Consider the following 26,833-nt stretch of genomic DNA (forward strand, 5'->3'; position numbering starts at 1 on the left):
TGGCCGATGAATTCTGCCGGGATGGCAACCTTGCGAATATTTCTTTTCGTTTTATTCATAGAATTCCTTTTTAGGGTTCTATGGCTAACACGTAAGTTTGAGAAATTGGAACGCGGTTTTTCGAAAAATTTTACAAAAGTGCAGATAAATTTACAAAACCATCGATGAAGAAAAGGCAAATAGCCTTCTTGACAAGGACTTCGCAAATGATGTATCTTTTGAAGGGTATACCGACGAAATCTTGCTCCTGGAGGCTAACAACATGACAAATATCCTTTACGAAAAACAAGGATCCTACCTGCAGGGAATTGCAGAAGGGCTTGAGAAAGGTCGGGCAGAAACACGGGGCGAAGAAAAGGTGGCTGTCGCGCGTAGGATGCTTGCTAAGGGAATGTCCATTGCGGAAATCGTTGAATTAGCCGCCATTTCCGAAGCAGAAGTTCTTAAACTGCAGAAAGAAATGCAGTGATTTTGACATCTAGATCCTTCAACTCCGCCTACGGCTGCGTTCAGGATGCCACCCTGAAAAAAGCTGGTGGTTTTTGAACCATCAGCTTTTATTATATAGTTAGCGCTTGTTGTTAACAAATTGTGAAATCGTGCAAACAACTGTTTGCATAATGAACAGCCCTAAGTTACAGCCCTTGACTGCAAGAAATGCCTTAGTTTATATTTGTCTTCGCAAGAAAAAATCCTTTCGACGGCGTTGCAGGTTTGCGTGTGGGAAACGCAGGCTAGTCGGCTCACGAGGGCCGATGTCGCAGAACGGGAAGGAAAATAATTCTTGCGGGACCTGGCAGGAGCGAGGGGATATAACCGCCTGACACCCGCAAGAGCAAGTCCCGAAAAACAACATATGAAGAAATACGAGGAATTGACGATTTGCGACAACTTCATGTTCGCAAAGGTGTTTAGCAATGCGGATATCGCGCAGGATTTCCTGCAGGACATCCTGAAAATTGACATCGAAAAGATCAGCGTGGTTTCCGAGGCCACCCTCCAGGAGGATCCCTTCCACAAGAGTGTGCGCCTGGATGTGCAGGCAAGGGAGGGTGATTCCGGAAACGGCCGCTCTTTCGATATCGAGTTGCAGATGATCGACACCAGTGAACTGCCCAAGCGCGCCAGGTATTACCAGGGGATGCTTGATTTGGATGCTTTGGGCAAGGGAGTCAATTACGATGAACTCAAGGAACAGTACATCTTGTTCCTCTGCCCCGAGGATATTTTCAAGGCGGGCAAGCCGGTGTATCAGTTCCAGAATCGCGAGGAAACCGACCCCAACATTTTGCTGGGTGACCTTTGCTACAAGAATTTTTATATCTTTAGTAAGTACCGCGAAGTCACGGATGAGGTTACTCGCGAGTACATGCAGTATTTCGCAACGCAGAAGTACGAATCCGAAAGGATCAAGCGGATTCACGCGTTTGTGGAGCGGTATCGCAAGGACCCAGTCGCAAAGAAGGCTTATATGACTCTCGAACAGGAACTGAACATTCGCTACAAGAAGGGACTTGAGAAGGGTCGAGCAGAAACACGGGGCGAAGAAAAAGCGATTATCGCACGCAATCTTCTCAAAATGAAAATGTCAGTTAAGGACGTATCCATTGCAACAGGCCTTTCCGAAGCAGAAGTTCTTGAACTGCAGAAAGAAATGCAGTGATTTTGACATCTAAATCCTTCAACTCCGCCTACGGCTGCGTTCAGGATGACACCCTGAAAAAAGCTGGTGGTTTTTGAACCATCAGCCTTTATTATATAGTTAGCGCTTGTTGTTAACAAATTGTGAAATCGTGCAAACAACTGTTTGCATAATGAACAGCCCTAAGTTACAGCCCTTGACTGCAAGAAATGCCTTAGTTTATATTTGTCTTCGCAAGAAAAAATCCTTTCGACGGCGTTGCAGGTTTGCGTGTGGGAAACGCAGGCTAGTCGGCTCACGAGGGCCGATGTCGCAGAACGGGAAGGAAAATAATTCTTGCGGGACCTGGCAGGAGCGAGGGGATATAACCGCCTGACACCCGCAAGAGCAAGTCCCGAAAAACAACATATGAAGAAATACGAGGAATTGACGATTTGCGACAACTTCATGTTCGCAAAGGTGTTTAGCAATGCGGATATCGCGCAGGATTTCCTGCAGGACATCCTGAAAATTGACATCGAAAAGATCAGCGTGGTTTCCGAGGCCACCCTCCAGGAGGATCCCTTCCACAAGAGTGTGCGCCTGGATGTGCAGGCAAGGGAGGGTGATTCCGGAAACGGCCGCTCTTTCGATATCGAGTTGCAGATGATCGACACCAGTGAACTGCCCAAGCGCGCCAGGTATTACCAGGGGATGCTTGATTTGGATGCTTTGGGCAAGGGAGTCAATTACGATGAACTCAAGGAACAGTACATCTTGTTCCTCTGCCCCGAGGATATTTTCAAGGCGGGCAAGCCGGTGTATCAGTTCCAGAATCGCGAGGAAACCGCCCCCAACATTTTGCTGGGTGACCTTTGCTACAAGAATTTTTATATCTTTAGTAAGTACCGCGAAGTCACGGATGAGGTTACTCGCGAGTACATGCAGTATTTCGCAACGCAGAAGTACGAATCCGAAAGGATCAAGCGGATTCACGCGTTTGTGGAGCGGTATCGCAATGACCCAGTCGCAAAGAAGGCTTATATGACTCTCGAACAGGAACTGAACATTCGCTACAAGAAGGGACTTGAGAAGGGTCGAGCAGAAACACGGGGCGAAGAAAAGGTGGCTGTCGCGCGTAGGATGCTTGCTAAGGGAATGTCCATTGCGGAAATCGTTGAATTAGTCGCAATTTCCGAAGCAGAAGTTCTTGGACTGCAGAAAGAAATGCAGTGATTTTGACATCTAGATCCTTCAACTCCGCCTACGGCTGCGTTCAGGATGACACTCTGAAAAAGGCTGGTGGTTTTTGAACCATCAGCTTTTATTATATAGTTAGCGCTTGTTGTCCTGCTTTAAACCATTTTTTAGGGGTTATACCCCTCCGTCTACATAATTTGGCAGCCCAAAAGTGTGATTTGCCATAGGATTTAATCCAATGCACTATCCCGCGCAAGGGATACCCCTTGGGATGCAATCCTACGCACCATCCCGTGCGATGAATTCGCCTTCGGATTCAATCCCACGCACTATCCCGTGCAATGAATTTGCCTTGGGACGCAATCCTACGCACTTTCCGCTTTTGGGGATACCCCTTCGGATGCAATCCGGTGCCCTTCCCCACTTTTTAGCTACCAATTTGTACAGCAAACGCCTCAAATTTTACTCATTTGTTCAGCTACAAGCGTAAAAATCATAAAAAAAAGCCTAATTTGCGGCCATTGACTGCGATTTAAGATCCAGGTTATTTTTCACCGTGGAAGTTAAAATTATGCCATTTATAAATACAGGAAACAGAACAACCTCCCGACTTACGAGGAAGAACGGCGGATACGCAAGGTCTCCATCGAAGAACTTGCCGCCAAGAACAAGGAACTAGAGCGGAAACTCAAGCAAAAAGAGAAGGAACTGGCAGACGAGAAGGAGACCGTTGAAATTCTAAAAAAAATCTATGTGCCGAATATCGCGGCGATTGCAAGCTAGCTTGCAAATCGACATGATTGAGGCGATTGGATTTCTGGAAATCCCTGCACATCTTGACGCCTGCGGCGGCAGCGTGAAGCAGACCTCGTGCAAACTGTCCGCAGCGTATTTGAGGAGTACTTCTGCATCTACGGCTGCACAAAGCTCCTGAGGGAACTTAACGACCGTTCCGTAGATATCAACGAGTACAAACTACGCCGTATCATGCGCGAGACCGGGCAAGAGCGACGGGATGTATGCGGAGAACTTGCTACAACGTAATTTCGCACCGTTCGGCCTGAACCAGTACTGGTGTGGCGATATCACGTATATCCGCACGAACCTTGGCTGGGTCTATCTGGCCGTAGTTAATCGCGGCACGCAGTACAGCAGTCGCGGGTATCGTAATTTGCTTAATGACTTTGGCATAGAGCCTTCTATGAGCGCGCCGGGCTGCCCGTCGGTTGCATATCGCTTGCAGAAACTTTGTGCTTAAGATGTAACTGTCGATACGAAAAAAAATGTATATTTATATCTTCAACTAATGAATATGGTTTATGAGAAACCCTCTATTAAAAAATCAACAAGTCCAGTTTATCGGTGGTATTGGTCTTTCTGTTCTGTACAATATTTTCTAGTGAATGTGTATGAATAACCTACTTAGAACGATTATCTTAACGTTTCTGATTCCCTGCGCGTTGTTTGCGCAGGTGTTACCTGGTGAACAAGAGGAACTGGCAGAAGAAACAATACAGGACGAACCATCGCATCGCATTGATTATTTTAGCCCGAATGCGTGGGTGCTTTTAGGTTTTGGCTGGAGATATACGCTAGACGGCGATACGGTCTCGACGACAAAAGAAATAAATAATATTTTAGAGCAAAATGAATATTCCAGCGGGTATTTGACTAAATCCAAAATAATGGGGTATTCTGCCGCGACTTTAGCTATTGGCGGACTTGCTTTTTTGCTTTCTGTTGCCTTGACTGCACCTCTTTGGATTGATACAGATAGGGAATCGACTCCTGAATGGGTGACGAAAACTGGAAACGCGATTATCGCGTCTATCCCTCTAGATTGGTTGCTGCTGTATGAATCTAATCGGTATTATCAGATGTCTATAGATAGCTACACGCTTGGTGGCGATGTAATGGTGGGGAATGAAACAAACCAGAAATCGATAAGAACTTCCAAGATAATGAATTATGTTGGTATCGCAATGACTTTGGGTACGGTTTTGCTTTTGGATGTGGGTTTGAATAAAAAATCTAATGATGATTCTAGCGCTAATCTGTATTTTGCAGGAGCGGCGTTTTTGATACCGCTGGATTGGTTTGTCCTCGCACTTTCTCATTAGTTATAAAGTTCGCCCGGCACATCACGAAGATGGCCGGGCATTTTTAGTTTACTACATCTCGGCGATGAGTTTTTTGGCTAGGGCCTGGCCTTCGTCGTATTGGGCTTGAGTCAGGCGGCCACTTGCCAGCAGGTAATCGCCCAGGTCGGTGGCGGTGTCGCAGTTTTCTTCGGTAATGTCGCTACGCTTGATGAAGGCCTTGTTGAGAGTGGTCAAGATAATCTTGACATCCCCCATAAAGGTGATTTTCTTGATGTATTCAAGGTCGTAATCGATTTTAGCTTCCCAGGTAATGGCATTGCGGCCGCTAATCTGGGCCAGGCCGCTAAGGCCCTGGCGCACGGTGTGGCGTTTGCGCTGTTCCGGAGTCATAAAGACCATGTCGCGAACCAGCTGGGGCCTGGGGCCGATTACAGCCATGTCACCCTTGAGAATGTTGAAGAGTTCCGGCAATTCATCGAGGCTGGTACTGCGCAAGAACTTGCCGTACTTGGTCAGGCGAACGTCATCGGGGAGCAGTTTTCCATCCTTGTCCTTGGCATTGGTCATGGTGCGGAACTTGACCAGCTTAAAGATGCGTTCGTCCTTACCCGGGCGGGGCTGGGTAAAGAAGGGATTGCCCCCCATCTTGATCGCACCGAGGATCGTAAGAGCCACAAGCACCGGGCTCAGGCAGATGATGGCAGCCAGGGCACAGAAGAAGTCGATTAGACGTTTGAAACAGTTAGCGTACATCAAAGCAATCCCTGATAGTTGCGATGATGGCATCCTGCTGTTCGGGGGTCATCTTGTTGTCGCTGGGCAGGCACAGGCCACGTTCAAAGATGTCGGCACCCACGTCTTCGATGCTACCGGCAATGTAGGCATTGGTGCGAGCGCGACCGTTCCCCTGGGCGGTAATGAAGGCATGGCTGCGGTAGATGGGCTGCATGTGCATGGGTTTCCAGATGGGGCGGCCTTCTGCATTCATGGCGGCAATCTTTTCAAGGATTTCGGTGGGGCAACTCTTGCCCGCTTCATGAACATACAGGGCGTCGGTTTCACCGCGGACCTGCTTGCTCATGGCTTCCTTATCGATAATCATGCAGCTGAGCCAGAAGTTGGGTTCGCTACAGGATTCGTAGGGGTTCATCTGAACGGGCAATCCCTTGAAACCTTCCTTGTAGCGCATGTATATGGCCTTTTTCTGGGCGATGTGTTCTTCAAGGTAAGGCATCTGTCCACGGACAACACCTGCAATCACATTGCTCATGCGATAGTTGAAGCCCACTTCTTCGTGCTGATACCAGCTGGCAGCTTCGCGGCTCTGGGTACTCCACTTGCGGACCTTGTCAGCGTCTTCCTTGCTGTTGGTCAGGAACATACCGCCAGCACTTCCGGTAATGATCTTGTTTCCGTTAAAACTGATAGCGTTAAAGTCACCAAAATTACCGGTTTGCGTTCCCTTATAGCTGGCCCCAAAACTTTCGGCAGCATCTTCGATCATCAGCGCACCGTGTTTTGCGCAGATGGCGCGGATTTCATCTACCTTGGCCGGGGTTCCGTACAGGTGAACCAAGACAACCAGGCGGACTTCGGGATAAATTTCAAAGGCCTTTTCCAGGGCCACCGGATCCATGTTCCAGGTATCCCGTTCGGTATCGATAAACACGGCTTCGCCATTTTCGTAGGCGATGGGGTTCACGGTAGCGTCGAAAGTCATGTCGCTACAGAATACCTTGCGACCTTTCAGGGAGCCCTCGCCCACCTTGGGCATTCCGTAAAGGGCTTCGCCGGCCAGCTTTGCACAAAGGTGAAGGGCGGCGGTACCGGCACTCAGGGCAACGGCATACTTGCAGCCAACCTTTTCGGCTACAAGGCGTTCCACCTCGTTAATGTTTGCGCCAACGGTACTCATCCAGTTGGTTTCGTAAGCTTCCTGAACAAACTTGATTTCATCACCATGCATGGTGGGGCTAGACAGCCAGACTTTCTTTTCGAACTTTGTCATAGTGCGCCAAATCTAGCATAAAAAAGGACCCCATAAAGGGGTCCATTTGTATCGGAGTAGCCAGATGGCCAAAATGTTCGCTTCGCTCTCGACAATTTCAATCGAACTGATTCGTCCGTCTCTTACTGACTGCACAAATACAAGAAAGGCACCCCTAGGGGGTGCCTTTCTTGTATCGGGGTAGCCAGATTCGAACTGACGACATTCTGCTCCCAAAGCAGACGCTCTACCAGGCTGAGCTACACCCCGATTATTTAAAAGAAAAGACCGATTCCGATTACTCGAAACCGGCCTTTCCTGAGCTACGAAGGGCTCGAACCTTCGACCCACGCCTTAAAAGGGCGTTGCTCTACCAACTGAGCTAGTAGCCCGAGTGAGACCAAATATATTAAAGGTTTCCCGTTTTGTAAAGACAGACCTTGGAATTTATTTATAAATTTAGACCATGACTTCCAGATTCTCTTTACCCGTACTGGCATTGGCCGTTGCAATTCCGTCTAGTAGCTTCGCCTATTTTACCCAGGGCGACGCGGGTCAAGAGGTCTTCTCCTTCATAAACACCTTCGACAGCCCCCGCAATGCGGCTCTCGAAAAGTCGGCGGGCGCCCTGCCCTCTACCGACCCTTCTATCGTACAGATCAACCCGGCTTCGGTCAGGCTCCCAGAGGGCAAGAACCACGTTGTGGCCGCCCATTGGCAAACAGGCGACCTGGCCGAAAATCAGGGTAGCCTTTATTATACAGGGCATTACGACAAGTATATTTTCCAGGTTTCCTACAACTGGCTGGATTACGGCACCATCGACGGTTACGACGAACTGGGCGAAGCCACCCATATAGAATACAAGCCTTTTAGCCAGTTGATTACCGCCTCTATTTCGTTCCCCCTCAAGCATTTTAGCTTCGGCGCAACGGCGAAGGTGGCCACCGACAAGCTGGCCGAAGAGGCTGGCGACCGTATGGCTGTCGGTGCGGCATTCGACTGGGGTGTTACCTGGCAATCCGACTCCAAGCGCTGGGGGTTTGCCGTTATGGCCAGGGACTTCGGCTCCCTGCTCCGCGACTATGTCGATGACGGCGAGAACGAATACTACCCCATGTCCCAGACTTTTGCCGTGTCCACCTACTTTAGGCCCAAGTCACTCCCCCGCCTTACGGTTTTTGCCGACAGCGACTTCCCCCGCTATCAAGAAGCGTTCCTGAGTCTGGGTGGCGAATACGCCCTGGGCCAGAGTTTCGCAGTCCGCGTGGGTTTTGAACGCGCCTGGCTAGACCTGATCCGCGACGCCAAGGAACTGATGGCATCCGAGAGCCGCCCCGACGAAACACAGAATGCCCACATGGTTAGCGCAGGTCTGGGCTACAACGCCAACCTGTTCTCCCTGGACTACAGCTTCTCTTACCTGGCCGAGAGCCTTGGCATCGAACACCGCCTTGGCCTCCGCGTGAATTTCTAGCCCCGCATTTTTCAGCAGTTGACCCATGCGACAGTTCGACGTTTTTGTCTTTGATGAACCTGGCGAAGGTTTCGACCGTTGGGCTCCCCCTTTTACAGACCCGGCCCTGGGCTGGTTCCATACCGACCGCTGGAACGGCGACCTAGAAAAGCTGGAAGCCGAGTGGATCGTATTCGCCCACCCTTCCATCAAGATCGACCGAGACTTCTTGAACGAGTTGGCCATCGAAACCGACAGCTTCCCCATGGTAGACGCCTTCGCCCCCCGCGTAAAGGCCCGTGACCATTTCTTTGGCGGACTGGCCGTAGATGGCGGCCGCGGGTTCAGCCCCATCGGCGAAGAAGAGGAACTGCGCTACGTGGCGGCCCCCATCCCCCTGATCGGCGTTTTCTCTAGGCGCATTATCCAGCGTACCGGACTTTTCGACTTGACATTGCCCAAGGAATTCAGGCTCATGGATTATAGTTTGCGCATGGCCCATGCCGGAGGCAAGATGTTCAGCGTCCCCTATCTGGTGGCCCACGCCAACGAAAATGATTTGGGAGAAGCAACAGGTACGTCTAACGATTTATTCAAGGTTATAGACGGGGAATTCTTAAAGGCAGAGTCCAGCGTTCATCCGCTGTGGAACGTGCTTTACACGACGCTCCCCGTAAGCAACTTGATGAAGTTTACCGCATGCCACCCCACCACGGTTCTGGACTTTTTCAAGACCCGCGAACTGAAGATCAAGCGAGACAAGGCCACAGCCCTGAGCAAGCTGACCGAAAAGCATTTAAGGGATATTTCAGCTAAAAGAAAATCCAAATAGCGATCCAGAAGACCATCAGGCAGAATTCCATTTCTCTAGAGATTCTAGAGAGCAGGGTGCTGCAGAAGGTCATCCCAACAAGCGCCATAATACGGGTCCAGGCCACATCCATCCCGCGGTAGTACAGCGAGATTCCACCGAACAGTTCGATCCAGCACCACAGCCCTTGAGCCAGCACCAGATAGCGGCGGCGGTACTTGGGCAGCGACGTTGTAGAAAAGCAGAGGCACAGGCCCATCATGCGGAAGGGGTACATTTCTCCGGCCGGGCCCAGGCTTCCGTCAAAGGCGAAGAAGGAGAACAGACAGAACAGCAAGAGGGCGAAGGCCAGCAGCAGGCCGTTCTTGTAGAATCCGGAATTCTTGCGCCAGAGGAAAGTGGCGCAGCCCAGAATAAAGACGCAAGCCAAGGCATTGGGCAAGGTTGTCATGGAGCCTCCTTGTCCGAGGGTTCAACGGCGGCCTTTTGTTCCGCGGATTTTTGTTCCGCGGATTTTTGCTCTGCGGATTTTTGTTCCGCCAGCTGTTTCATGTAGGCGGCCAGGGCGTGGGCGTCAGCCTGGGTCATACGATTTCCAAAGGCGTTCATGTTGTTGCGCCCGTTCATGATAACCGCGGTCAGGGAATCCAGGCCCAGGGAATCGATGCGGGCCAGGTCCAGCTTTTGAGGCACGGGGTAATATTCACGAACAAACTTCTGGTTGAAATTTCCATCGGCGCCGTGGCATGTGGCGCAGCGGGAATTCCACAGCAGCACAGGGTTGTGGCTGTCGGCAGAAACGCTTAAGGGTTTGTCGGCAGAAACGCTTGCCGCCGTAGAGGAGCCGCCTCCATAAAGCATTCCCCCTAGGAGCGCCACAATCATGATCATCAAGGTTAGCAGTACCTTCCCGCGAACCCCAAAATTCGGGAAAACCCGGTTTTCACGTACAAACTTAAGGCAGAGCAAAAAGGTGGTCACCAGGGCCACGATGGGGTACAGCACAGGGATCACGTTTACAAAGCCTGCCCCGGCGCTTACGAAGACTTCCTGGTCAAAGCTCCAGACGCAGAACAGGACCGCCGACAGGATGCCCACCAGCAGCGGCATCCGGAGCATCTTGAATTCCACGGTTGTCCAGGGGACTTTGTAGCTGTTGTCTTCTTCGATTTCGGGCGTTTCGTTCTGGGCCAGCTCGCTGCCGTCCACTTCGCCAAAGTAGGCGCTGTCTACAGCAATGTAGGAGTCCAGCTTTTTACGCAGGCGGAAGAACATCAAGATGAACAGCCCCACAGAGAACGACATGAGGCCGTAATCGGCCCAGTGCAGAATTCCATCCCGGGTGTTCATGGAGGGGATCACCAGGTAGAGGCGTTCCGCAAACAGTCCAAAGAGAATGCAGAAGTTCACCAGGGCTCGCAAGGTCCTGTTATCGCGAATGGCTTCCACCCAAAGCAGCTGGGGAATCACGCCGGCAAGGATTACAGCGGGCAGGCAGATTTCACCCTTCTGCAAGAAATCCCAGAACCAGATGACGATCAAGGTCCAGGAACAGCAGAGCATCAGGCGTTCCAGCAGACGCACGCGATAGCCTTCGGCCCAGAGCAGCGCATTCACAAGAGCCAGCCCCGAGTAGATGGCCCCCGCAATAAAGTACATGGGGAAGAACGCCCCCTGCCACTGGGGAACGAAGGTGGTGGCAAAGTCTAGGCTTACGATGGTATGCACCCACAGCACCAGGGGGAACAGCAGCCAGGCCAGAGGGCGGCGGAGTTTCGCCAGGGCGGGAACCACGTTGCTTTTTAAATGGGTAAAGAAGAAGACCAGCGACAGGGTGCCGTAAACGGCGATGCAGCAGAAATCCCAGACCAGGGGCGAACGCAGGTTGGCAAAGTTTCCGCGGGCATCGGCAAAGGGGGCCACCATATAAAAGTTTTCCATAACGCCCAGGTGCATCAGGGGGAACAGCGCCGCAATCACCAGGCTGCAGAGTGTCGAAAGCTCCGCAATCACTGCGGTGCGGCGGTCCATGCGCACGCCCAGCGCCAAGAAGATGGCAGAGATCAGCGTACCCGCGTGGGCAAGGCCGATCCAGAAAACGAACAACGCGATGGGCGTTCCCCAGAAGGTGTTGCCATCGGTGGCCCACGCTGCGGGGCCTTCGTAAAGGGTATAGCCCAAGGCGGCAAGCCCAGGCAAGAACAGCACCAGGCCCACGTAGAACAAGATTTTCTGGATAGTCCAACCCTGCACTAGCGCTTCCCCATCATGTAGACAACAGACGGACCAAAGGCAGCCAGTTCCTTGGGCGCATACAGTTGACGGTTTCGGGTGGCCTCAACCAGGGGCGACTTTTCGTCTAGCCAGTTTCCGAAAACGATCGCCCCCTTGGGGCAGGCTTCGGCACAGGCGGTCTTTACACCGCGACCAAGCCATTCACCGCCATTGGGCAAAAGGGCGGCCTCGGTCTTGAAGCGGGCGCGGTCATCTTGAAGGCGATGGAGGCAAAGGCTGCATTTTTCCATGACGCCTTTTTCGCGGAGGGGAACCTGAGAATTGAACTGGTGAGCCAGTCCCATTTTCTGAGCATCGTTAAAGTTGAACTTGCGGGCATGCATGGGGCAGTTGGCTCCGCAAAAACGGGAGCCGGCGCAACGCTTGTACATCATGGCGCTAACGCCGTCGGGTGTGTGGTTGGCGGCTCCTGTGGGGCAAACTTTTTCGCAGGGTGCGTCCTCGCAGTGGGCGCACATAAAGGGGGCGGCTCCGTGTGGTTCGATCCAATGCATAAAGCGACCGTCGGCGGCGGCTTCGTCGGTTACCAGCGGCACATTATTCTCTAGGTTGCAAGCCAGAATGCATTTGCCGCAACCGTCGCAGGCATCCAGGTCGATGGCCATGCCAAAGCGGTTGACGTGAGAGGCTCCGGCGACCTTCAAGGGGCCGGGCGCATTGACTCGCACCAGGTTCAAACTTTCCTTGGCCTTCGAAAGGGCCAGCTTGACTTCGTCCTGGAATCGCTTTAGGCTGGGGGCCGAAGGGGTCTCCCCCACAAAGGGAATCTTGCGGCAGCCAAACAGCAGGCCGGCCGCAGCCATCAGAGAACATGCCTTAATGAATTCACGACGGTTCATAAAATTACCTATGGCATGCGGCGCAGTAAGTGGCCGCCTTCTTGAATTGGCGATCCTGGAATGTTTCGCCCCGATGGCACTGCAGGCAAGACTTCATGTCGAACTTTTCGCCGCCGTAGTTGTTGCGGGCGACACCCCCATGGCAATCGGCACATTTTACGCCGGCGGCATTATGAACGCCGTGATGGAACACCACATGTTCCGGCAGCTTGGGGACCACCTTCCAGGGTTCTTCGGGAGCCTTGGCCAAAACTTCATCCAGCTTTTCGATGCCTTCGCTTTCGGTTAAAGGCAGGCGGTGGCAATCCATGCAGTCCCTCTTAGAAGGCAGCAGGGCCCGCCCACCGGAACGGGATCCGCTATGGCAGGCGGCACAGTCCATGCCGATGGAGTCACCATGAAGCTGATGATCGAAGGGAATTGCGTTGTCTTTAAAGTTTGCGTTTCCTACCCGAGAATCCACAGGGCTCTGGCTCCAAAGGAAATCCCCAAGCAAGAAGGCACAGACAATGGCAAATGCCAAGCCCAGAAACTTCATTTGGGCCTCGTCTGGTCATCGGGATTCTTTAGCAGGTACAGAAGCCAGGCCGTCATCATCTTGGCCTGGGGCTCGGTCAGGGGCGTAATGTCCATGGCGGGCCATTCTTCGGGGTGCTTGGGCGTGGGGTGCATCAAGTACTGCACCAGTTCCTGGGGGTTAGACTCGTATTGGGCGGCGTTGTCGTGCATGGGAGGGGCGGCAAACTTTCGGGCCCAACGATGACAGCCCTTGCACTCGTCATCGAAAAACTCACGGGCGTTGGTCTTAAGTTCCGGGGTTACCTCGGGCAAGGCAAAATCAAGAGCGAACAGGCCGCTCACCAGCACAAACACACCGACTAAAAACTTAAAACGAACATCCATCGTAAAGTGAAATATACCATTTTTCTATTTTTTGTCTTATGGGTATTATCGAAATCATCGTTATCGCCATTGTAGAAGCCATGGATTGCTTCGCGGTTTCCATCGCTACGGGTTTAAGCAAGACAGGGATCCCCTATTCCAGGGCATTACTTCAATCTATTTCCTTTGGAGTTTTCCAGGGCGGCATGACCTTGCTGGGGTATTTCCTGGGCAACTTTGCAGAACGTTGGTTCAGCTCCATCGGCACCCCCATCGCCTGCACCATCCTCTGCATTCTGGGCGGACGCATGATCTGGGGCGCAGTCCGTGGTAGCGACGAGGCGGCAGAGGCCAGCGCCAAGAACCTGAGCGTCGCCAACATTTTGCTCATGTCCGTCGCCACAAGCATCGACGCCTTTGCCGTGGGAATTTCATTCGCCTTTATTAACGCCAACATGGTGTTCGCCACTTCGGCAATCGCCGTGGCCAGTTTTATGATGGGAGTTATCGGTTACGAAATCGGCCGCCGTGCCGCAAAGCAGTTCAAGACCAAGATTCCCGAGATTATTGCAGGAATCATCCTCATTGGCATCGGCGTAAAAATGTTATTCTAAATATGGGTTAATCAGTTCAGGAACGCATACTTTAAAAACAGGGTTTATATGGATCAGAAGGAAATTGACCGCAGCCGATATTTTGAACTGAAGACTCAGTTGGAAGAAGCCAGCCGCCTTTATTACAAGGAAGGCGTCTCCCCCATGAGCGACCAGGATTTTGACTTTGGCCTCAAGGAGATGGAAGCGCTTGAAAAGAAATATCCTGAACTGGGAAATTACAGCAGCCTGACCCGCAACGTGGGCAGCGACCTGACCAACGACTTTGCCAAAGTGACCCATGCCGTGCCGATGCTCAGTATCTCTAACGTGTACAGCGCCGAAGAGATGGCGGAATTCGTGGAAGCCGCCGAAAGAGGGCTGGAGGATTTAGGTGAGAGACTGGATTCAGACGAGAAGCAGGAAGCTAGTGCCTCAGACCTCAAGGCAGGAACCTCAGACCTCAAGGCAGGAACCGCGAAGTGGATTTGTGAACGAAAGATCGATGGCGTCAGCCTTAGTGTGGTTTACGAAAATGGCCGCCTGAAGCAGGCCGTTACCCGCGGCGACGGCGCCCAGGGCGATGACGTCACCTTGAACGCCTTGACCATCGCCGACATTCCTGAATTTTTTGACGCCAAGAAGTTGAAACTGGATCCGTCAGAAATTCCCCAGGGAACATTCGAAGTCCGTGGTGAAGTCTATATGGAACGTGAGGCCTTTGACCGCCTGAACGAACAGCTGATCCTTGAAGGAAAGAAGATTTTCCAGAACTGCCGCAACACCGTTTCCGGTTCCTTGAAGCTGAAGAACGTCAGCGAATGCAAGACCCGCCCCATGCGCTTCTTTGCCTACCATATTCCCCAGAGCGTCAACGCCACCCACCAAGAAAACCTGGAACAGCTCAAGAAGTTGGGCTTTAACACCAACCAGTTCTGGACCGCCAACACCGCCGACGAAATCATGAAGATTTCAGAAGTGATTGGCGCCGACCGCGATAACCTCCCCTTCGATATCGACGGCATGGTGGTCAAGCTGAACAATCTAAACCAGCAGCGCGCATTGGGTACCACCAGCAAGAGCCCCCGATGGGCCATCGCCTACAAGTTCAAGGCGGAACGTGCCTACACTCCCCTGCTTTCTGTAGAATTCCAGGTAGGGCGTACCGGTGCCGTCACCCCCGTTGCCAACCTGGCTCCAGTCCGTCTGGCAGGAACAACCGTCAAGCGCGCCACCCTCCACAACTTTGACGAAGTGGCTCGACTGGACCTCCACTTTGGCGATACCGTCGGTGTAGAAAAGGGCGGTGAAATCATCCCCAAGATTACCGACGTCAAAAAGGAATTGCGCCCCGAAGGAGCCCTCCCCGTAACCGCCCCTGCCAACTGCCCGGAATGTGGCACGCCCCTCACTCGCATCGAAGGCGAAGTGATTCTGCGCTGTGAAAACTTGCACTGCCAGGCTCAGGTACAATGTCTGTTCGAACACTTCGTTAGCCGCGAAGCCATGAACATCGAAAACCTGGGGCCCAGTCTTATCGCAAGTCTTATCGCCACCGGGAAAATCAAACGGATTCCCGACCTGTACCGCCTTACGCAAGAAGACCTGGAAAGCCAGGAACGTATGGCCAAGAAGAGCGCCAAGAACGTCTTCGACGCCATCCAGGCCAGCAAGGAACGCAGCCTCGAAAATCTGCTCCACGGTCTCGGCATCCGTTTCGTCGGACGTACCAGCGCCCGCAATTTCGCAAAGCATTTCCGCACGCTAGAAGCCATCCGCACCGCCCCCATAGAAGAACTGCTAAAAGTTCAGGACGCCGGACTAGTCATCGCCAATTCCGTATATGAATTTTTCCACAAGCCCATGTACACCGCCGAAATCGACGAGCTGGTGGAGCTGGGCTGCCCCACCGAATTCAAGGGAGTTATCAAGACTCTGTTCGCCGGGCAGACCGCAGTCATTACAGGAACATTGCCCACCATGGACCGCGACGAGGCCCGCAAACTTATCGAAGAGAATGGCGGCAAGGTCAGCGGATCTGTAAGCAAGAAGACCAGCTGGGTATTGGCAGGCGAAGCTGCAGGCAGCAAGCTTACCAAGGCAAATGAATTGGGAATCCCCGTCCACGACGAGGCCTGGCTGCTGGAACAGATTTCTGCAAACGATCCCAATGCCGATGGAGCCGCCGCAGAAAGTTCAGACAATAAAAAAGCCGAGCCCGCCAACTCTGGCGAACAGCTCAGCCTTTTCTAGAACATCAATTAGGGAGCTGCGGTTGCTGCAGGGGCAGCGGCCTTTGTCAGCTTGTTCTTGACGCACCTCAGGGAGAATGCTGCATTGTCGAAATCTTCGGCACTGGTAAAGTCATCCCTGTTGTTCACTAGGTACCAGTAGACGGCACCGAGGCCATCGCCACCGGCAGCGGTCCAGAAGTAAGTGCTGGATCCAAGCTCCATGTATTCGCCGTCAGACATACGGCTACCCGAAGGCAAGGCGTTAAAACCAGATGCAGCAGAAATCGGAGCGCCACCACGGGCCCAGAATTCCCTGTTCTTCAAGGCGGCTCCTACGCCACCCTTACGCTTGCTCAAGGCAAACTGCCCCAGTTCAATCCATTCTTCGTTGGTGGGAATATGCCAGCCATCGGGGCAGATACCCTGGTGTTCCTGGGTGATTCCGCCAGACATGGAATTGTCCACATAGTCAGCAGGCAAGCGCATGGCCACAGACCAGGGGTAAAGTCTGCCATAGGAACGGCAGCGAGAATCCTTGTCTTCGTAGCAGTAGCTGCCCGGAGCGGCAAACCTCAGGTTTTCGGACATCCAGATTGTACTTCCAACGGCAACGGTCCTGTACTTGTTTTCGTCGCGCTTATCCACAAAGGCGGTGCTGTCGTAAAGTTCGTCATCGTCAGGCGGATCCATAATGCAACGCAGGTAGTAAGCCTCATCCTTGCGGGCCGTATCCAGAATGAAGTCGTCATCGTCAAAGCTCAGCTTGCGGACTTCCGCCCTCAAGGAATCCACTTCGGTTCCGCTCCAGAAGCCAGTCAAAGTACCGTTACCCTCAAAGGCCAGCGACGGAACCCAGGTCGGATCCACCACGCAGGAATCGGCGTAGACGGTATCGGCCGGAGACTTCTTGGTGGGGTCAGGCAAAATGGCCTTGATAACGCTGACGCAAGTTTCCTTAGGCTTGGTGTACTTGCACACGCCAAAGGCTTCGCCATTAAAGCCAAATCCATTTTCGCCCATCAGCGCATCTTCACTTTCGTCCCAACCAGTTCTAGAACGGAGGTTGGTACCCACGCCAACAGCTTCGTCGATATCCTTCAGGTAGGTGTTCAGTCGGGCAAAATCCAGAGACGTGGGGACGTGCCAGCCATTGGGGCAGATACCCTTGGGCTTACGCTTCGAAATAGAATCCTTACCCACAGACTGATTGAACTTCTGGTCCAGCTTTACCACACCGGCCCATGTATAGAGACGTCCATACTTCTGGCAATTTTCTTCCTTGTTGGCATAGCAATAGCTACCCGGAACCTTCACGTCCAAATTGTTAGCCATCCACACCTGATCACCAATATGAACGGTCTGGGTCTTGCGTCCCTGAATTTCCACCACCTTGGGTTCAACCTTAGGCACAGGAGGAGGCGGTTCCTTAATTTCATAGAGGCGGTCTTCTACGCAACGCACAGAGGCACCCGTTTCCTTGGTATCATAATTGCCTTCCATGGATCGGGAGTCATAGTAGATCCACCAGTTTCGCGCACCGCCGTCATCATATTCAGAAGAAGTCCAGAATACAGCGGAACGGCCCAGGTCAAAAAAGCGGCCTTCAAAATCACGTTCACCACCGGGCAGTGCATTAAAGCCAAACTCATCGGTTCCGCCAGGAATACGCAATTCCTTTTCCCAACTTTCGGTAGACTTGAGGCTCAAGGCCACACCATCGCTCACGCCCTTCTTGGCCACGAAGAACTTCAGCTTTTTCCATTCCTTGTTAGAAGGAAGGTGCCAGCCCGTGGGGCAAATGTCGTGGATCTTGCCCTTCTTGTACTTGCCCACGAGTTTCTGGATGGAATGGGAGTTGTAATAATCCACCAGCATCATGGCCATGGCCCAGTTATAAAGGCGGCCATACTTTTCACAATTGAAGTCCTTCTTTTCGTAGCAGACGCTTCCTCTTACGTTATAACGCAGATTCTCGGCCATCCAGCGCTGTTCGCCAATCTGGACCGTCTTATAGACACGTCCATCGCGATTATCCTGAACGTCAGGCATCTTTTCAACATGGGCAAAAGCCACGGAACACAAAAAAAGAACAAATACAACAAATAAATTCATAACAAACCCTCATTCTCCAATATAATAACATAACCTCCAATCAAATTAACGAAATAAAGCAATAGCATTGCCAATAAGTCCACAAGACAAAGGCCCCTGATCGCTCAGGGACCTTTTTTATGGGAGAAATCCAGGAACCTATTTCTTTATTCCGAAATCGCTGTCGCTCATGCCATAGAAGCGGATGTCGTCCAGCCAGATTTCCAGGTCTTCGTTAACCACTTCTCCGTAAGAGGAGCCGTTGCTAAACTGAAGGTTGAAAACGTCGTCGTTGTGGTCCAGCCATTCGGCACCGCTAATCTGCAAGTCAGACCATGCGCTTGCCACCCACTGGTCGAACCAGACCGTATACTGTTTCCATTCATCGGTCAAGTCGATTTCGGTACCGAAAGCACCCCAGGTATCGGCGCAGCAGGTATCGGCGTAATCGGTCTTCCAGTTGATCTTGAAGGAACCGGTACCCTTTGCCCAGAAGGTCATTGCCTTCAGATTCTTGAAGTCGAAGCGCTTTTTGTTATCGCTATCGAACTGAGTACCGAAACCAGCCCACGGGTAGGAATCGCCTTCCAGGTGGATCTTCACATAGAGACCGCGACCATCGTGACCATTCTTCGTGATCATCTGTTCGAAGTTGGTCTTTTCGTAGGAATTGGTGGTATCGGCAACCATGATTCCGGTGATAATGGTATCGCCAGATTCAATGGTCATATTGCTGGTGGGAATGCAGTAGGCATACCAGCTGGGGGCATCGGAAAGTTCGTCGCCCTTGGACTTGGCAACCTTAGCGGCGAGAGCGCTAACATGAATGGAATCGCCATCGAAACCGTCAAAGTCGTCCAGCAGCACATAACCCAGAGTATCCAGATCCGGATAGACAGCGTCATCGAAAGTCATGGTGGGCTGCAGCAAGGCACGCATCAGGTAACTACGCCATTCGTCCTTGTTTTCGTCATACACGCCGAAGCCCGAGCTGAATTCCCAGTAGGCAGTTGCGAAGCCAAGGGAGTGAGCCAGGTAGGAGATGTAGGAAGTCCAGGTTTCGCGAGAGACAGAGTCTGCGGCTTCATAGGCGCCAAATTCACCCAGGTATACAGGAATATCATGCTTGTCAGACCAGTCCTTGATCTTGCTGAAAGCTGTCCTTACAGCTCTCTTCTGACCCGGAGTGGCACGCCATTCGGTACCCGTTTCGTACTTGGGATCCACAAAGTCTGCCCCCTGGTGAGTGAAGTTAAACGGATCGTAGTAATGGAAGGTCACGATGATATTTTCAACGCCGGCAGGCAGAGAAAGAGCGGCTGCGGAGTTGTAGGAATTGTAGTTGTAGGTACCCACCATGATAACTCGGGCAGGATCAGCTTCGCGAACCACATTGATAATGGAAGCCACGACACTGTTCCACTTATCGTTGGTCAGCTTGCCGCGAGGTTCGTTCAAGGTTTCCACGACCAGGGAGTCGGGAGAATACTTGATCACGTTAGCCATCATCTGCTTGTACACGCTCAAGAGGCAAGGAGTTTCCTCGTCAGGATTCTCGTACATGGCATCCCAATGGTGGGTGTTGATTACAGCGATCATACCATTCTTGATCGTATGGTCTACAGCCCAGAAGACCTGCTTCATCCAATCTTCATCTACGACGCATTCTGCGCCTTCGCCAGTCACATGTTCTTCCCAACTTACAGGAATACGGATGTTCTTGAAACCGGAATCGGCCAAGGCCTTGAAATCCTTGGGCTTGATCGTTTCGCTCCAGTTGCTCTTGAACTGGGAATCGTCAAACCCCTTGAAGTTCGTATTGGGAGCTTCGAAAACGTTGCCCAGGTTAATACCTGCGCCCATGTCCTTGACCAGCTGATTTGCGCGGGCCTTCACTTCGTAAACGATGCTCGAAGAAGAAACTTCCTCATCCGTAGAATCCTTGACGCTAGAAGAAGACTCATCCTTGTCTTCATCCTTGGAATCAGAAGAAACCACCACATCGTCTTCGGAAGATGCAGAAGAAGAAGAATCGTCAGAGCAAGCGGACAGGCCGAATGCCAGAAGACCTGCAACCATACCGGTCATGCAAAACTTCATCTTGGATTCGAGATATTTTGAAATGTTCATACCAACCTCTTTCTTATGTACACCCATAATCTATTCCAATTCGGAATACAAGAAATCAACTAAGATGAAAAAATTGTTTTCTCTTGTACACACCTCCGAAATGCAAAAAGGACTAGTCTTTTCGACTAGTCCCTTTTGTGAGAGCGAGCGCTTATCAGAGTATTTCTACCTGATTCTAGCGCGAGCGGTCTTGACGTGAGCAAAAAGGACTAGTCTTTTTCGACTAGTCCCTTTTGTGAGAGCGAGCGCTATCGGAGGTTCTTTACCTGCGATTTGCGCGAGCGGTCTTGATGAGAGCAAAAAGGACTGGTCTTTTCGACCAGTCCCTTTTGTGAGAGCGAGCGCTATCGGAGGTTCTTTACCTGCGATTTGCGCGAGCGGTCTTGACGTGAGCAAAAAGGACTAGTCTTTTTCGACCAGTCCTTTTTGTGAGAGCGAGCGCTATCGGAGGTTCTTTACCTGCGATTTGCGCGAGCGGTCTTGACGTGAGCAAAAAGGACTAGTCTTTTTCGACTAGTCCCTTTTGTGAGAGCGAGCGCTATCGGAGGTTCTTTACCTGCGATTTGCGCGAGCGGTCTTGACGTGTGCAAAAAGGACTAGTCTTTTTCGACCAGTCCTTTTTGTGAGAGCGAGCGCTATCGGAGGTTCTTTACCTGCAATTTGCGCGAGCGGTCTTGATTAGCAAGCGCCCTGCCACTTCATAGCGTCAGCAACCTTGAGGAAGCCAGCGATGTTTGCACCCATAACGAGGTTCTTCTTGTCGCCGTACTTTGCAGCAGCGGAAGAAGCAGCCTGGTAGATGGAGGTCATGATGCCATCGAGCTTAGCGTCGACTTCAGCGAAGGTCCAGGAGAGACGTTCGGAGTTCTGAGACATTTCGAGACCGGAGGTAGCAACGCCACCAGCGTTTGCAGCCTTAGCAGGTCCAAACAGAACGCCAGCCTTGAGGAAGGCTTCGATTGCTTCCGGAGTAGAAGGCATGTTAGCACCTTCAGCAACAGCCATCACGCCGTTAGCGATAAGAGCCTTTGCGGATTCTTCGTCGATTTCGTTCTGAGTTGCGCAGGGAAGAGCGATGTCGCACTTGACAGTCCAAACGCCCTTAGAACCTTCGTGGTATTCAGAACCCGGAACGCGCTTTGCGTATTCAGAGATACGGCCGCGTTCAACTTCCTTGATCTGCTGAACAACTTCAACCTTGATGCCGTTCGGGTCATAGATGTAGCCGTTGGAGTCAGAAACGGTAACAACCTTTGCACCGAGTTCCTGAGCCTTCTGGGTAGCGTAGATAGCAACGTTACCGGAACCGGAGATTACGACGGTCTTGCCAGCGAAAGAGGTGTTGGCGAGATCCTTCAGCATTTCGCGGGTGAAGTAGCAGAGGCCGTAACCGGTAGCTTCGGTACGAGCGAGAGAACCACCGTAGGAGAGACCCTTACCAGTGAGAACGCCAACGAATTCGTTGCGGATACGCTTGTACTGACCGAACATGTAACCGATTTCGCGAGCGCCAGTACCCTGGTCACCAGCCGGAACGTCGGTGTCAGCGCCGATGTGCTTGCAGAGTTCAGTCATGAAAGACTGGCAGAAGCGCATCACTTCGTTATCAGACTTGCCCTTGGGTTCGAAGTCGGAACCACCCTTGCCGCCACCCATGGGGAGAGTAGTCAGGGAGTTCTTGAAGATCTGTTCGAAGCCGAGGAACTTCAGCATGGAGAGAGTCACTTCGCCACGGAGACGGAGACCGCCCTTGTAAGGACCGATAGCGGAGTTGAACTGAACGCGGTAACCGCGGTTAACCTGAACGTTGCCCTTGTCATCCAGCCAAGGTACGCGGAAAGTGATCACGCGTTCCGGTTCGACGAGGCGGTCGATCACGCCGTTGGTTTCCCAGGACTTGTCCTGAGCGAGAACGGGGTCCAGGGATTCGAGGAATTCACGAACAGCCTGGTGGAAGAGAGCCTGGTCCGGATCGCGAGCGACGACCTTTTCATAGACGGACTTGAGGTAAGCATTCTGGATTGCCATAATATTATCTCCAATGAGAGTTGTTGTTTAGATAAAACTTTGTACCATCGAGTGGTATTTCTGTTACGGAAATAAAGATAACAAATAATGAAAAAAAACAAGTGGTACTGTACAAAAAACGTTCATTTCCTACATTTTTGTAAGTTAGTTTTTCAGCAGATTTTACAATTGCGTTTTTTGATTAAATTTAAAGGGTCATACTTCCAAAAACCTACATTTTTGTAAGCCCACTATTTTCACTCTAATTTGTAAACATAGTTTTACACTTCATTTTACGAAAAACGTCATCCCAACCCCCTTAAACAGACAAAAAGAGCCCCCTTTCGAGGGCTCTTCATTACAATTTTTGGAAAAAATCGGGCTCAGTCCGTCTAACTTTACTTGACCGTCTGAACAAGTACTTCGTGAAGCAGACCATTGCTGAAAATAACCTGTTCCGCATCCACGAACTGCATTTCGGAACCGTCGATATGGGTAGAACGGCCACCGGCCTCTTCCACAAGAAGGGCGATAGCGGCAATATCCCAGGGATAGCTCATGGTCATCACGAAGCAATCCAGGCGGCCGCAAGCGGTAAAGCAACCTTCGATAACCGCAGAACCGAGACACTTCACACGTTCAAAGGCAACCGCCTCCGCCGCAAAGTTCTTGGAATTCTGGGCATTAATCTTCTGAGGATCGCCCACGTTGAAGTCGCCGTTGCTAACGATGGCATGAGTGGGATTGTCTTCGCGGCTCACATGCACGGGCTTGCCGTTCATGAAAGTTCCCTGGCCCTTGATAGCGGTGAACATCTCGCCCAGCTTGGGCAGGTTGACGCAGGCCACAAGAGGCTTACCCTCAAAGTGGAGCGCAATGGAAATACCCCACAGGGGGATCCCGCGGCTAAAGTTCACGGTTCCGTCTACCGGGTCGATAATCCAGCGGTAACGCGAATCGGAACCTTCAATAACACCCGCTTCCTCGGTACGGATAGAATGGGTGGGGAATGCGGCACGGAGGCCTTCCACAATAAGCTTTTCGCTAGTGACATCGGCAATAGTCACCACGTCCTTGGCCGACTTGTACTTGACGTCACCCAGATTGTTCTGCAGCTCCAGACAGACCTCCCCCGCCTTGCGGGCAAGTTCTTCGGCCACTTTCAAAAATTCAGAAACGTTTTCCATAGAAATCCAATGAATTATCCGGCCTACGGCTTACTCGGGGTAGGCACAGCAACGGAAACCAATCGACGAAGACTTATAGAAAGCCGAAGCTTCGCGATACATGGTCTTCTTCCCCGTCAGGAATACCACCTCGATATGGTCAGGGACATACTTCAGACTGCCACCCAAAGTCTCCAGCCACTTCTCGCCGCCTTTCTTGTACTCGCCATAGGGAGCATAGTCCACACCCACGGAATTGCCGTTGGAATCCTGAACATCAAAGAACTGCAAGGAATCCTTGAAGTCCTTCTTGGTCAGAATCTTGTACAGCGTCCTAGAAGTGTCAGCCGTATACACCGTATCCACTCGAGTACCTTCGCGATAAAGGAACACGGAATCCGTCGTATATTCAGGGCGGGTATAGTAGGGGAAGCTGCGGTTGGTACACAGGGCCTGGGATTCCAGGTCGACGCCACCCATCTTCTTATAGCTGCTACCACGAACCACGACAGAGGTATCTTCGGAGCGGCCCAGCACCCATTCCTGATACTGGCCAGGAAGGTCGAACACGCCCATGGGATTCACGCATCTAGAACTGCGCGTAGCAATAGATGCCGCAGACAAGGAATCGTTGGTCGCCACATTGCAATAGGAATAGAGGTAATCCACGACTCCATCGGAAGCATCTTCCACAACGCCGTAAGATAACGACCCACCAGAAAGGCAAACCAGTTCCCAGTCGCGTTCCTTGCACAGGCTCACCGTAAACCCGCTTGCAGAAATCGAACTACAAGCCTCCAACGCTTCGGAATGCAGGACGTTCACCATGAATTCGCCGGAATCGTTACGGTGTTCATAACGTTCCATGCAGAAGACGCCGGTAGTGTCGGAAGCCTTCACCGCAATAAAGCCCTCGGGGCATTCCACCTGGCTAGCCAGTTCTCCCGGAGAGACCACAACTGTATCGACAAGGGCGATGGAACTGTAGCCAGACCTGTCCACAGCGCGGATTCGCAGGATCAACGTATCGCCGGGAGACACCCAGCGGATCGTATCGGTAACGAATGCGGAAACGCCCTTGGCGCTTACTTCGTCAGCCACGATCTGCACGCTGTCACCGTCTATCTGGTAAAGCTTGTTGTACTGGCAGGTGTCATCCGGGCATTCATGCCTTTCCCACTTGTTGGCACTCTTGTTGAAGGTTTCAATTTCGTAGGTTTCAACGGTATCGTAGCACAGCAACATCAGGCAGTCCTTGGGCAAGGTCAGGACTGAATCCACATCGATATTATGATCTTCCTTCAGCGGGTCTACACTACGGCTCCAGAAAATACGCAGGCGGTTATTGCTATCAAGGCGGGCCATGTTGGGGAACAAGGTATCCTTGAGAGTAAAGATTTTTGTAGGCATCAAGGGTGCAATGGAATCGGTGGTCGAGAAGTCATGCCAGGAACTTTCGGACATGTAATCGTTACCCGCATACTGGGCGTTGGCATCAAAGGCGGTAGACGCAATCTTGTACTTGCTTTCGGCTTTCAGGCCTTCAATCACCAAACTGAAAATATTCGAATCGGGTTCGTCTGCATTATACCCCTTGCCATCCTTGATCAAGAGGTGAAGACGGTTCTTGTTGGACTTTCGAACTTCCACAGATTCTTCCCACAGGGAATCACCATTGGAGAAAAAATGGGCATTACGCTTGTAGATTTCCTTGCCGGTAGAATCAACGCCATCAGGAGACTTGACCGTCACCTTGATCTTGGAAAGATCTTCATCCTGGTTTTCGGCATAGATGATAATGTTGTAGCCGGCAATCACGCCGCTCAAGTCGTTGGGGTCGTAATAGTCCGTCTGGTCTGTGGGTCGGGTCCACTTAAATTCCGCGCCCGTAGTCCACTTCGTTTCAGGACGGTCCAGCACAGAAAACAGAGGGGCGATATCATCCCGGAAATGAATATACACATGCTGTACCGAACCGGGACCGCCGCTGGTATACTCGCAATAGATGGCCACCATCAGGCTTTCGCGCTTCGATTCCCTGACACTTTCCAGAATGTCGCTTCCGGTAAGATCCACCGTATCGTAGAGAGCCTTGGTCTTCTTATACTCGATAACGGTATCGGCCCTGTCCAGCTCCTTGCTTCCCACAGACCTGGTGGAGTCCTTCACAACCGTAGAATCGAACCACAGGTAAATCTTGGAAAGATCATCCTTGTCGATGGGATATTGATAACGGACCTGATAGCAGAAAGCCCCGCTGTCGGCAGAAGAGGCGCACTCCCTAAGGACAGTCAGTTCGGAAACTTCCCTGTTAAAAAGGTATTCAACCTCGCTATCATCATCGGAGCAAGCGACAAAAACGGAGCCCAAACAAGCAACCAGCAACGCAAAAACAGAAAAAGACAAAAATCTCTTGACCATAGAAGAAAAATTAGCAAAAAAAATAAGGCCACCCTTGCGGATGACCTTACTCAAAAGCATTTTAGCTTGTTTACTCAAAGATTCTAGGAAAGGCTCCAAGGGAAACCTTCGGGTTTCCCTTGCGTCTTAATTAGTTTTCTTCAGCGTAAACGGAAACCTTCTGACGCTTTGCATCGACGTATTCGAACTTCACGACGCCATCAATGAGGGAGAACAAGGTGAAATCCTTGCCCATGCCGACATTCTTGCCGTTGTGGAAGTGAGAACCGCGCTGACGGACAATGATGTTGCCAGCCTTGACAACTTCACCAGCATACTTCTTGACACCAAGATACTTGGCGTTAGAGTCGCGACCGTTACGAACAGAACCTTGACCTTTCTTATGTGCCATGGATTAAGCCTCCTTAGCCTTACGCAGAGAGTTCTTCTTGACCTTAGCAGGCTTCGGGAGACCCTGAGCGATCTTTTCCTTGCGAGTGAGGGGCTTGTTCTGAGCCTTCTGCTTAGCAAGGGCAGCCACGCGAGCGCGGTTGCGGGTAATAACTTGAGGTTCAACAGTTGCGGATTCTGCGCCGGAGCGAATTTCCGTTACGAGCACCTCGGTATAGCCCTGACGATGACCGTTACGACGTTCGTAACGAGTACGACGCTTCTTCTTGAACACGATAATGGTATCGTATTTGCCGTGGTCGAGAACTTCAACCTTGACGGAAGCATCATTCAGGACAGGGGTGCCGATTTGCACTTCTTTTCCTGCGAAAAGAAGAACGGACTTGAGCTCCAGTTCGGAACCAACAGCTGCGTCGAGGGTCGGAACCTTGTAGGTCTTGCCGAGTTCGACTTTATACTGGAAACCACCTGTTTCAACAATAGAATACATTTTGTAATCCTTTTTAAGTTGCTATTGGGACCACAAATTTAGCAACGCCGTCAAAAAAATTAAAGGGTTTATCCACAGAAAATGAACATATTTTTAAAAATTTGCGGTACCATCCCGA

General features: G+C 51.5%; 23 protein-coding genes and 2 tRNA genes. 9 read left to right on the top strand and 16 right to left on the bottom strand.

Annotation, left to right across the window (positions count from 1 at the left end; genetic code table 11):
• Window positions 1-262: 262 nt before the first annotated feature.
• The 5 genes from BUB73_RS15310 (at window position 263) to BUB73_RS15330 (ending at window position 4,941) form a co-directional block, all read left to right on the top strand.
• Entirely contained in the window at window positions 263-469 is a 207-nt protein-coding gene (locus BUB73_RS15310) for a hypothetical protein (RefSeq protein WP_139259240.1), read from the top strand.
• A gap of 387 nt (window positions 470-856) precedes the next feature.
• Entirely contained in the window at window positions 857-1,663 is an 807-nt protein-coding gene (locus BUB73_RS15315; RefSeq protein ID WP_073287175.1) for an Rpn family recombination-promoting nuclease/putative transposase, read from the top strand.
• A 387-nt stretch (window positions 1,664-2,050) separates the two neighbouring features.
• Window positions 2,051-2,857, top strand: coding sequence for an Rpn family recombination-promoting nuclease/putative transposase (locus tag BUB73_RS15320; protein ID WP_073287178.1), 807 nt, complete (start codon window positions 2,051-2,053; stop codon window positions 2,855-2,857).
• An 807-nt stretch (window positions 2,858-3,664) separates the two neighbouring features.
• Window positions 3,665-3,865 (top strand): IS3 family transposase, encoded by a 201-nt coding sequence (locus BUB73_RS18060; protein WP_083539819.1) that lies wholly within the window; start codon window positions 3,665-3,667, stop codon window positions 3,863-3,865.
• 365 nt (window positions 3,866-4,230) lie between these two features.
• Window positions 4,231-4,941, top strand: a complete 711-nt coding sequence (locus tag BUB73_RS15330; protein ID WP_073287181.1) for a hypothetical protein — start codon at window positions 4,231-4,233, stop codon at window positions 4,939-4,941.
• 51 nt (window positions 4,942-4,992) lie between these two features.
• Here BUB73_RS15330 and BUB73_RS15335 read toward each other — a convergent pair whose 3' ends face one another.
• From BUB73_RS15335 to BUB73_RS15350, 4 genes are all read right to left on the bottom strand, one after another.
• Window positions 4,993-5,676 carry a sugar transferase gene (locus tag BUB73_RS15335; protein WP_112132508.1) on the bottom strand — a complete coding sequence of 228 codons (684 nt, stop codon included), beginning with the start codon at window positions 5,674-5,676 and terminating at the stop codon, window positions 4,993-4,995.
• Window positions 5,666-6,931 (bottom strand): DegT/DnrJ/EryC1/StrS family aminotransferase, encoded by a 1,266-nt coding sequence (locus BUB73_RS15340; RefSeq protein ID WP_073287187.1) that lies wholly within the window; start codon window positions 6,929-6,931, stop codon window positions 5,666-5,668. Before BUB73_RS15340 ends, BUB73_RS15335 begins: the two co-directional genes overlap by 11 nt.
• Before the next feature lie 175 nt (window positions 6,932-7,106).
• Window positions 7,107-7,180: transfer RNA gene (locus BUB73_RS15345), tRNA-Pro, on the bottom strand.
• A 49-nt stretch (window positions 7,181-7,229) separates the two neighbouring features.
• A tRNA-Lys gene (locus BUB73_RS15350) sits at window positions 7,230-7,302 on the bottom strand.
• A 74-nt stretch (window positions 7,303-7,376) separates the two neighbouring features.
• Between BUB73_RS15350 and BUB73_RS15355 the strand changes: the two genes are divergently transcribed.
• Window positions 7,377-8,387: a PorV/PorQ family protein gene (locus BUB73_RS15355; RefSeq protein WP_073161429.1), complete on the top strand. Its 1,011-nt coding sequence runs from the start codon at window positions 7,377-7,379 to the stop codon at window positions 8,385-8,387.
• A 25-nt stretch (window positions 8,388-8,412) separates the two neighbouring features.
• On the top strand, window positions 8,413-9,198 hold the full coding sequence (locus BUB73_RS15360; RefSeq protein ID WP_073287190.1) for a glycosyltransferase family protein: 786 nt from the start codon (window positions 8,413-8,415) through the stop codon (window positions 9,196-9,198).
• On the opposite strand, the gene BUB73_RS15365 is transcribed toward BUB73_RS15360, so the two are convergent.
• The 5 genes from BUB73_RS15365 to BUB73_RS15385 are packed head-to-tail and all read right to left on the bottom strand — an operon-like array spanning window position 9,179 to window position 13,214.
• The gene (locus BUB73_RS15365; protein ID WP_073287193.1) at window positions 9,179-9,628 is read right to left on the bottom strand and encodes a hypothetical protein; all 450 of its coding nucleotides are present in this window, start codon (window positions 9,626-9,628) and stop codon (window positions 9,179-9,181) included. The genes BUB73_RS15360 and BUB73_RS15365 overlap by 20 nt on opposite strands.
• A complete protein-coding gene (locus BUB73_RS15370; protein ID WP_073287196.1) occupies window positions 9,625-11,430 on the bottom strand; it encodes a c-type cytochrome in 1,806 nt (601 codons plus the stop codon). Before BUB73_RS15370 ends, BUB73_RS15365 begins: the two co-directional genes overlap by 4 nt.
• Complete coding sequence (locus BUB73_RS15375) at window positions 11,430-12,311, bottom strand: 4Fe-4S dicluster domain-containing protein (RefSeq protein ID WP_083539820.1); 882 nt, start codon at window positions 12,309-12,311, stop codon at window positions 11,430-11,432. The genes BUB73_RS15370 and BUB73_RS15375 overlap by 1 nt, the downstream gene beginning before the upstream one ends.
• Before the next feature lie 4 nt (window positions 12,312-12,315).
• A complete protein-coding gene (locus BUB73_RS15380) occupies window positions 12,316-12,849 on the bottom strand; it encodes a cytochrome c3 family protein (protein ID WP_073161425.1) in 534 nt (177 codons plus the stop codon).
• Entirely contained in the window at window positions 12,846-13,214 is a 369-nt protein-coding gene (locus BUB73_RS15385; RefSeq protein ID WP_073287198.1) for a c-type cytochrome, read from the bottom strand. The genes BUB73_RS15380 and BUB73_RS15385 overlap by 4 nt, the downstream gene beginning before the upstream one ends.
• Window positions 13,215-13,252: 38 nt before the next feature.
• Between BUB73_RS15385 and BUB73_RS15390 the strand changes: the two genes are divergently transcribed.
• Both BUB73_RS15390 and ligA read left to right on the top strand, forming a co-directional pair.
• Window positions 13,253-13,807 (top strand): manganese efflux pump MntP, encoded by a 555-nt coding sequence (locus BUB73_RS15390; RefSeq protein WP_073287201.1) that lies wholly within the window; start codon window positions 13,253-13,255, stop codon window positions 13,805-13,807.
• A 48-nt stretch (window positions 13,808-13,855) separates the two neighbouring features.
• Window positions 13,856-16,039 (top strand): NAD-dependent DNA ligase LigA, encoded by a 2,184-nt coding sequence (ligA, locus tag BUB73_RS15395; protein ID WP_073287204.1) that lies wholly within the window; start codon window positions 13,856-13,858, stop codon window positions 16,037-16,039.
• 8 nt (window positions 16,040-16,047) lie between these two features.
• Here the strand turns inward: ligA and BUB73_RS15400 are convergent, their stop codons facing one another.
• From BUB73_RS15400 to rplU, 7 genes are all read right to left on the bottom strand, one after another.
• Window positions 16,048-18,132, bottom strand: coding sequence for an FISUMP domain-containing protein (locus BUB73_RS15400; protein ID WP_073287207.1), 2,085 nt, complete (start codon window positions 18,130-18,132; stop codon window positions 16,048-16,050).
• A 138-nt stretch (window positions 18,133-18,270) separates the two neighbouring features.
• The gene (locus BUB73_RS15405) at window positions 18,271-20,241 is read right to left on the bottom strand and encodes a glycoside hydrolase family 5 protein (protein WP_170932361.1); all 1,971 of its coding nucleotides are present in this window, start codon (window positions 20,239-20,241) and stop codon (window positions 18,271-18,273) included.
• Window positions 20,242-20,919: 678 nt separating this feature from the next.
• Window positions 20,920-22,269, bottom strand: a complete 1,350-nt coding sequence (gene gdhA, locus BUB73_RS15410; RefSeq protein ID WP_073161419.1) for an NADP-specific glutamate dehydrogenase — start codon at window positions 22,267-22,269, stop codon at window positions 20,920-20,922.
• Window positions 22,270-22,646: 377 nt separating this feature from the next.
• Entirely contained in the window at window positions 22,647-23,435 is a 789-nt protein-coding gene (locus tag BUB73_RS15415) for an inositol monophosphatase family protein (protein ID WP_073161418.1), read from the bottom strand.
• A gap of 30 nt (window positions 23,436-23,465) precedes the next feature.
• The gene (locus tag BUB73_RS15420; protein ID WP_254794971.1) at window positions 23,466-25,895 is read right to left on the bottom strand and encodes a hypothetical protein; all 2,430 of its coding nucleotides are present in this window, start codon (window positions 25,893-25,895) and stop codon (window positions 23,466-23,468) included.
• A gap of 70 nt (window positions 25,896-25,965) precedes the next feature.
• On the bottom strand, window positions 25,966-26,226 hold the full coding sequence (gene rpmA, locus BUB73_RS15425; RefSeq protein WP_073161417.1) for a 50S ribosomal protein L27: 261 nt from the start codon (window positions 26,224-26,226) through the stop codon (window positions 25,966-25,968).
• Window positions 26,227-26,229: 3 nt separating this feature from the next.
• On the bottom strand, window positions 26,230-26,715 hold the full coding sequence (gene rplU / locus BUB73_RS15430; protein WP_073161416.1) for a 50S ribosomal protein L21: 486 nt from the start codon (window positions 26,713-26,715) through the stop codon (window positions 26,230-26,232).
• Between the last annotated feature and the right edge of the window lie 118 nt (window positions 26,716-26,833).

Origin of the sequence: Fibrobacter sp. UWH6 (assembly GCF_900142465.1) — a bacterium.
Taxonomy (GTDB): Bacteria; Fibrobacterota; Fibrobacteria; order Fibrobacterales; family Fibrobacteraceae; genus Fibrobacter.

Coding starts and splice junctions, on each gene's coding strand:
- BUB73_RS15385 (WP_073287198.1), bottom strand. CDS start 13,214: ATGGATGTTCGTTTTAAGTTTTTAGTCGGTGTGTTTGTGCTGGTGAGC.
- BUB73_RS15390 (WP_073287201.1), top strand. CDS start 13,253: ATGGGTATTATCGAAATCATCGTTATCGCCATTGTAGAAGCCATGGAT.
- BUB73_RS15360 (WP_073287190.1), top strand. CDS start 8,413: ATGCGACAGTTCGACGTTTTTGTCTTTGATGAACCTGGCGAAGGTTTC.
- BUB73_RS15420 (WP_254794971.1), bottom strand. CDS start 25,895: ATGCTTTTGAGTAAGGTCATCCGCAAGGGTGGCCTTATTTTTTTTGCT.
- rplU (WP_073161416.1), bottom strand. CDS start 26,715: ATGTATTCTATTGTTGAAACAGGTGGTTTCCAGTATAAAGTCGAACTC.
- BUB73_RS15340 (WP_073287187.1), bottom strand. CDS start 6,931: ATGACAAAGTTCGAAAAGAAAGTCTGGCTGTCTAGCCCCACCATGCAT.
- BUB73_RS15365 (WP_073287193.1), bottom strand. CDS start 9,628: ATGACAACCTTGCCCAATGCCTTGGCTTGCGTCTTTATTCTGGGCTGC.
- BUB73_RS15335 (WP_112132508.1), bottom strand. CDS start 5,676: ATGTACGCTAACTGTTTCAAACGTCTAATCGACTTCTTCTGTGCCCTG.
- BUB73_RS15375 (WP_083539820.1), bottom strand. CDS start 12,311: ATGAACCGTCGTGAATTCATTAAGGCATGTTCTCTGATGGCTGCGGCC.
- BUB73_RS15310 (WP_139259240.1), top strand. CDS start 263: ATGACAAATATCCTTTACGAAAAACAAGGATCCTACCTGCAGGGAATT.
- BUB73_RS15380 (WP_073161425.1), bottom strand. CDS start 12,849: ATGAAGTTTCTGGGCTTGGCATTTGCCATTGTCTGTGCCTTCTTGCTT.
- BUB73_RS15315 (WP_073287175.1), top strand. CDS start 857: ATGAAGAAATACGAGGAATTGACGATTTGCGACAACTTCATGTTCGCA.
- rpmA (WP_073161417.1), bottom strand. CDS start 26,226: ATGGCACATAAGAAAGGTCAAGGTTCTGTTCGTAACGGTCGCGACTCT.
- BUB73_RS15320 (WP_073287178.1), top strand. CDS start 2,051: ATGAAGAAATACGAGGAATTGACGATTTGCGACAACTTCATGTTCGCA.
- BUB73_RS15355 (WP_073161429.1), top strand. CDS start 7,377: ATGACTTCCAGATTCTCTTTACCCGTACTGGCATTGGCCGTTGCAATT.
- gdhA (WP_073161419.1), bottom strand. CDS start 22,269: ATGGCAATCCAGAATGCTTACCTCAAGTCCGTCTATGAAAAGGTCGTC.
- ligA (WP_073287204.1), top strand. CDS start 13,856: ATGGATCAGAAGGAAATTGACCGCAGCCGATATTTTGAACTGAAGACT.
- BUB73_RS15415 (WP_073161418.1), bottom strand. CDS start 23,435: ATGGAAAACGTTTCTGAATTTTTGAAAGTGGCCGAAGAACTTGCCCGC.
- BUB73_RS15330 (WP_073287181.1), top strand. CDS start 4,231: ATGAATAACCTACTTAGAACGATTATCTTAACGTTTCTGATTCCCTGC.
- BUB73_RS15400 (WP_073287207.1), bottom strand. CDS start 18,132: ATGAATTTATTTGTTGTATTTGTTCTTTTTTTGTGTTCCGTGGCTTTT.
- BUB73_RS15405 (WP_170932361.1), bottom strand. CDS start 20,241: ATGAACATTTCAAAATATCTCGAATCCAAGATGAAGTTTTGCATGACC.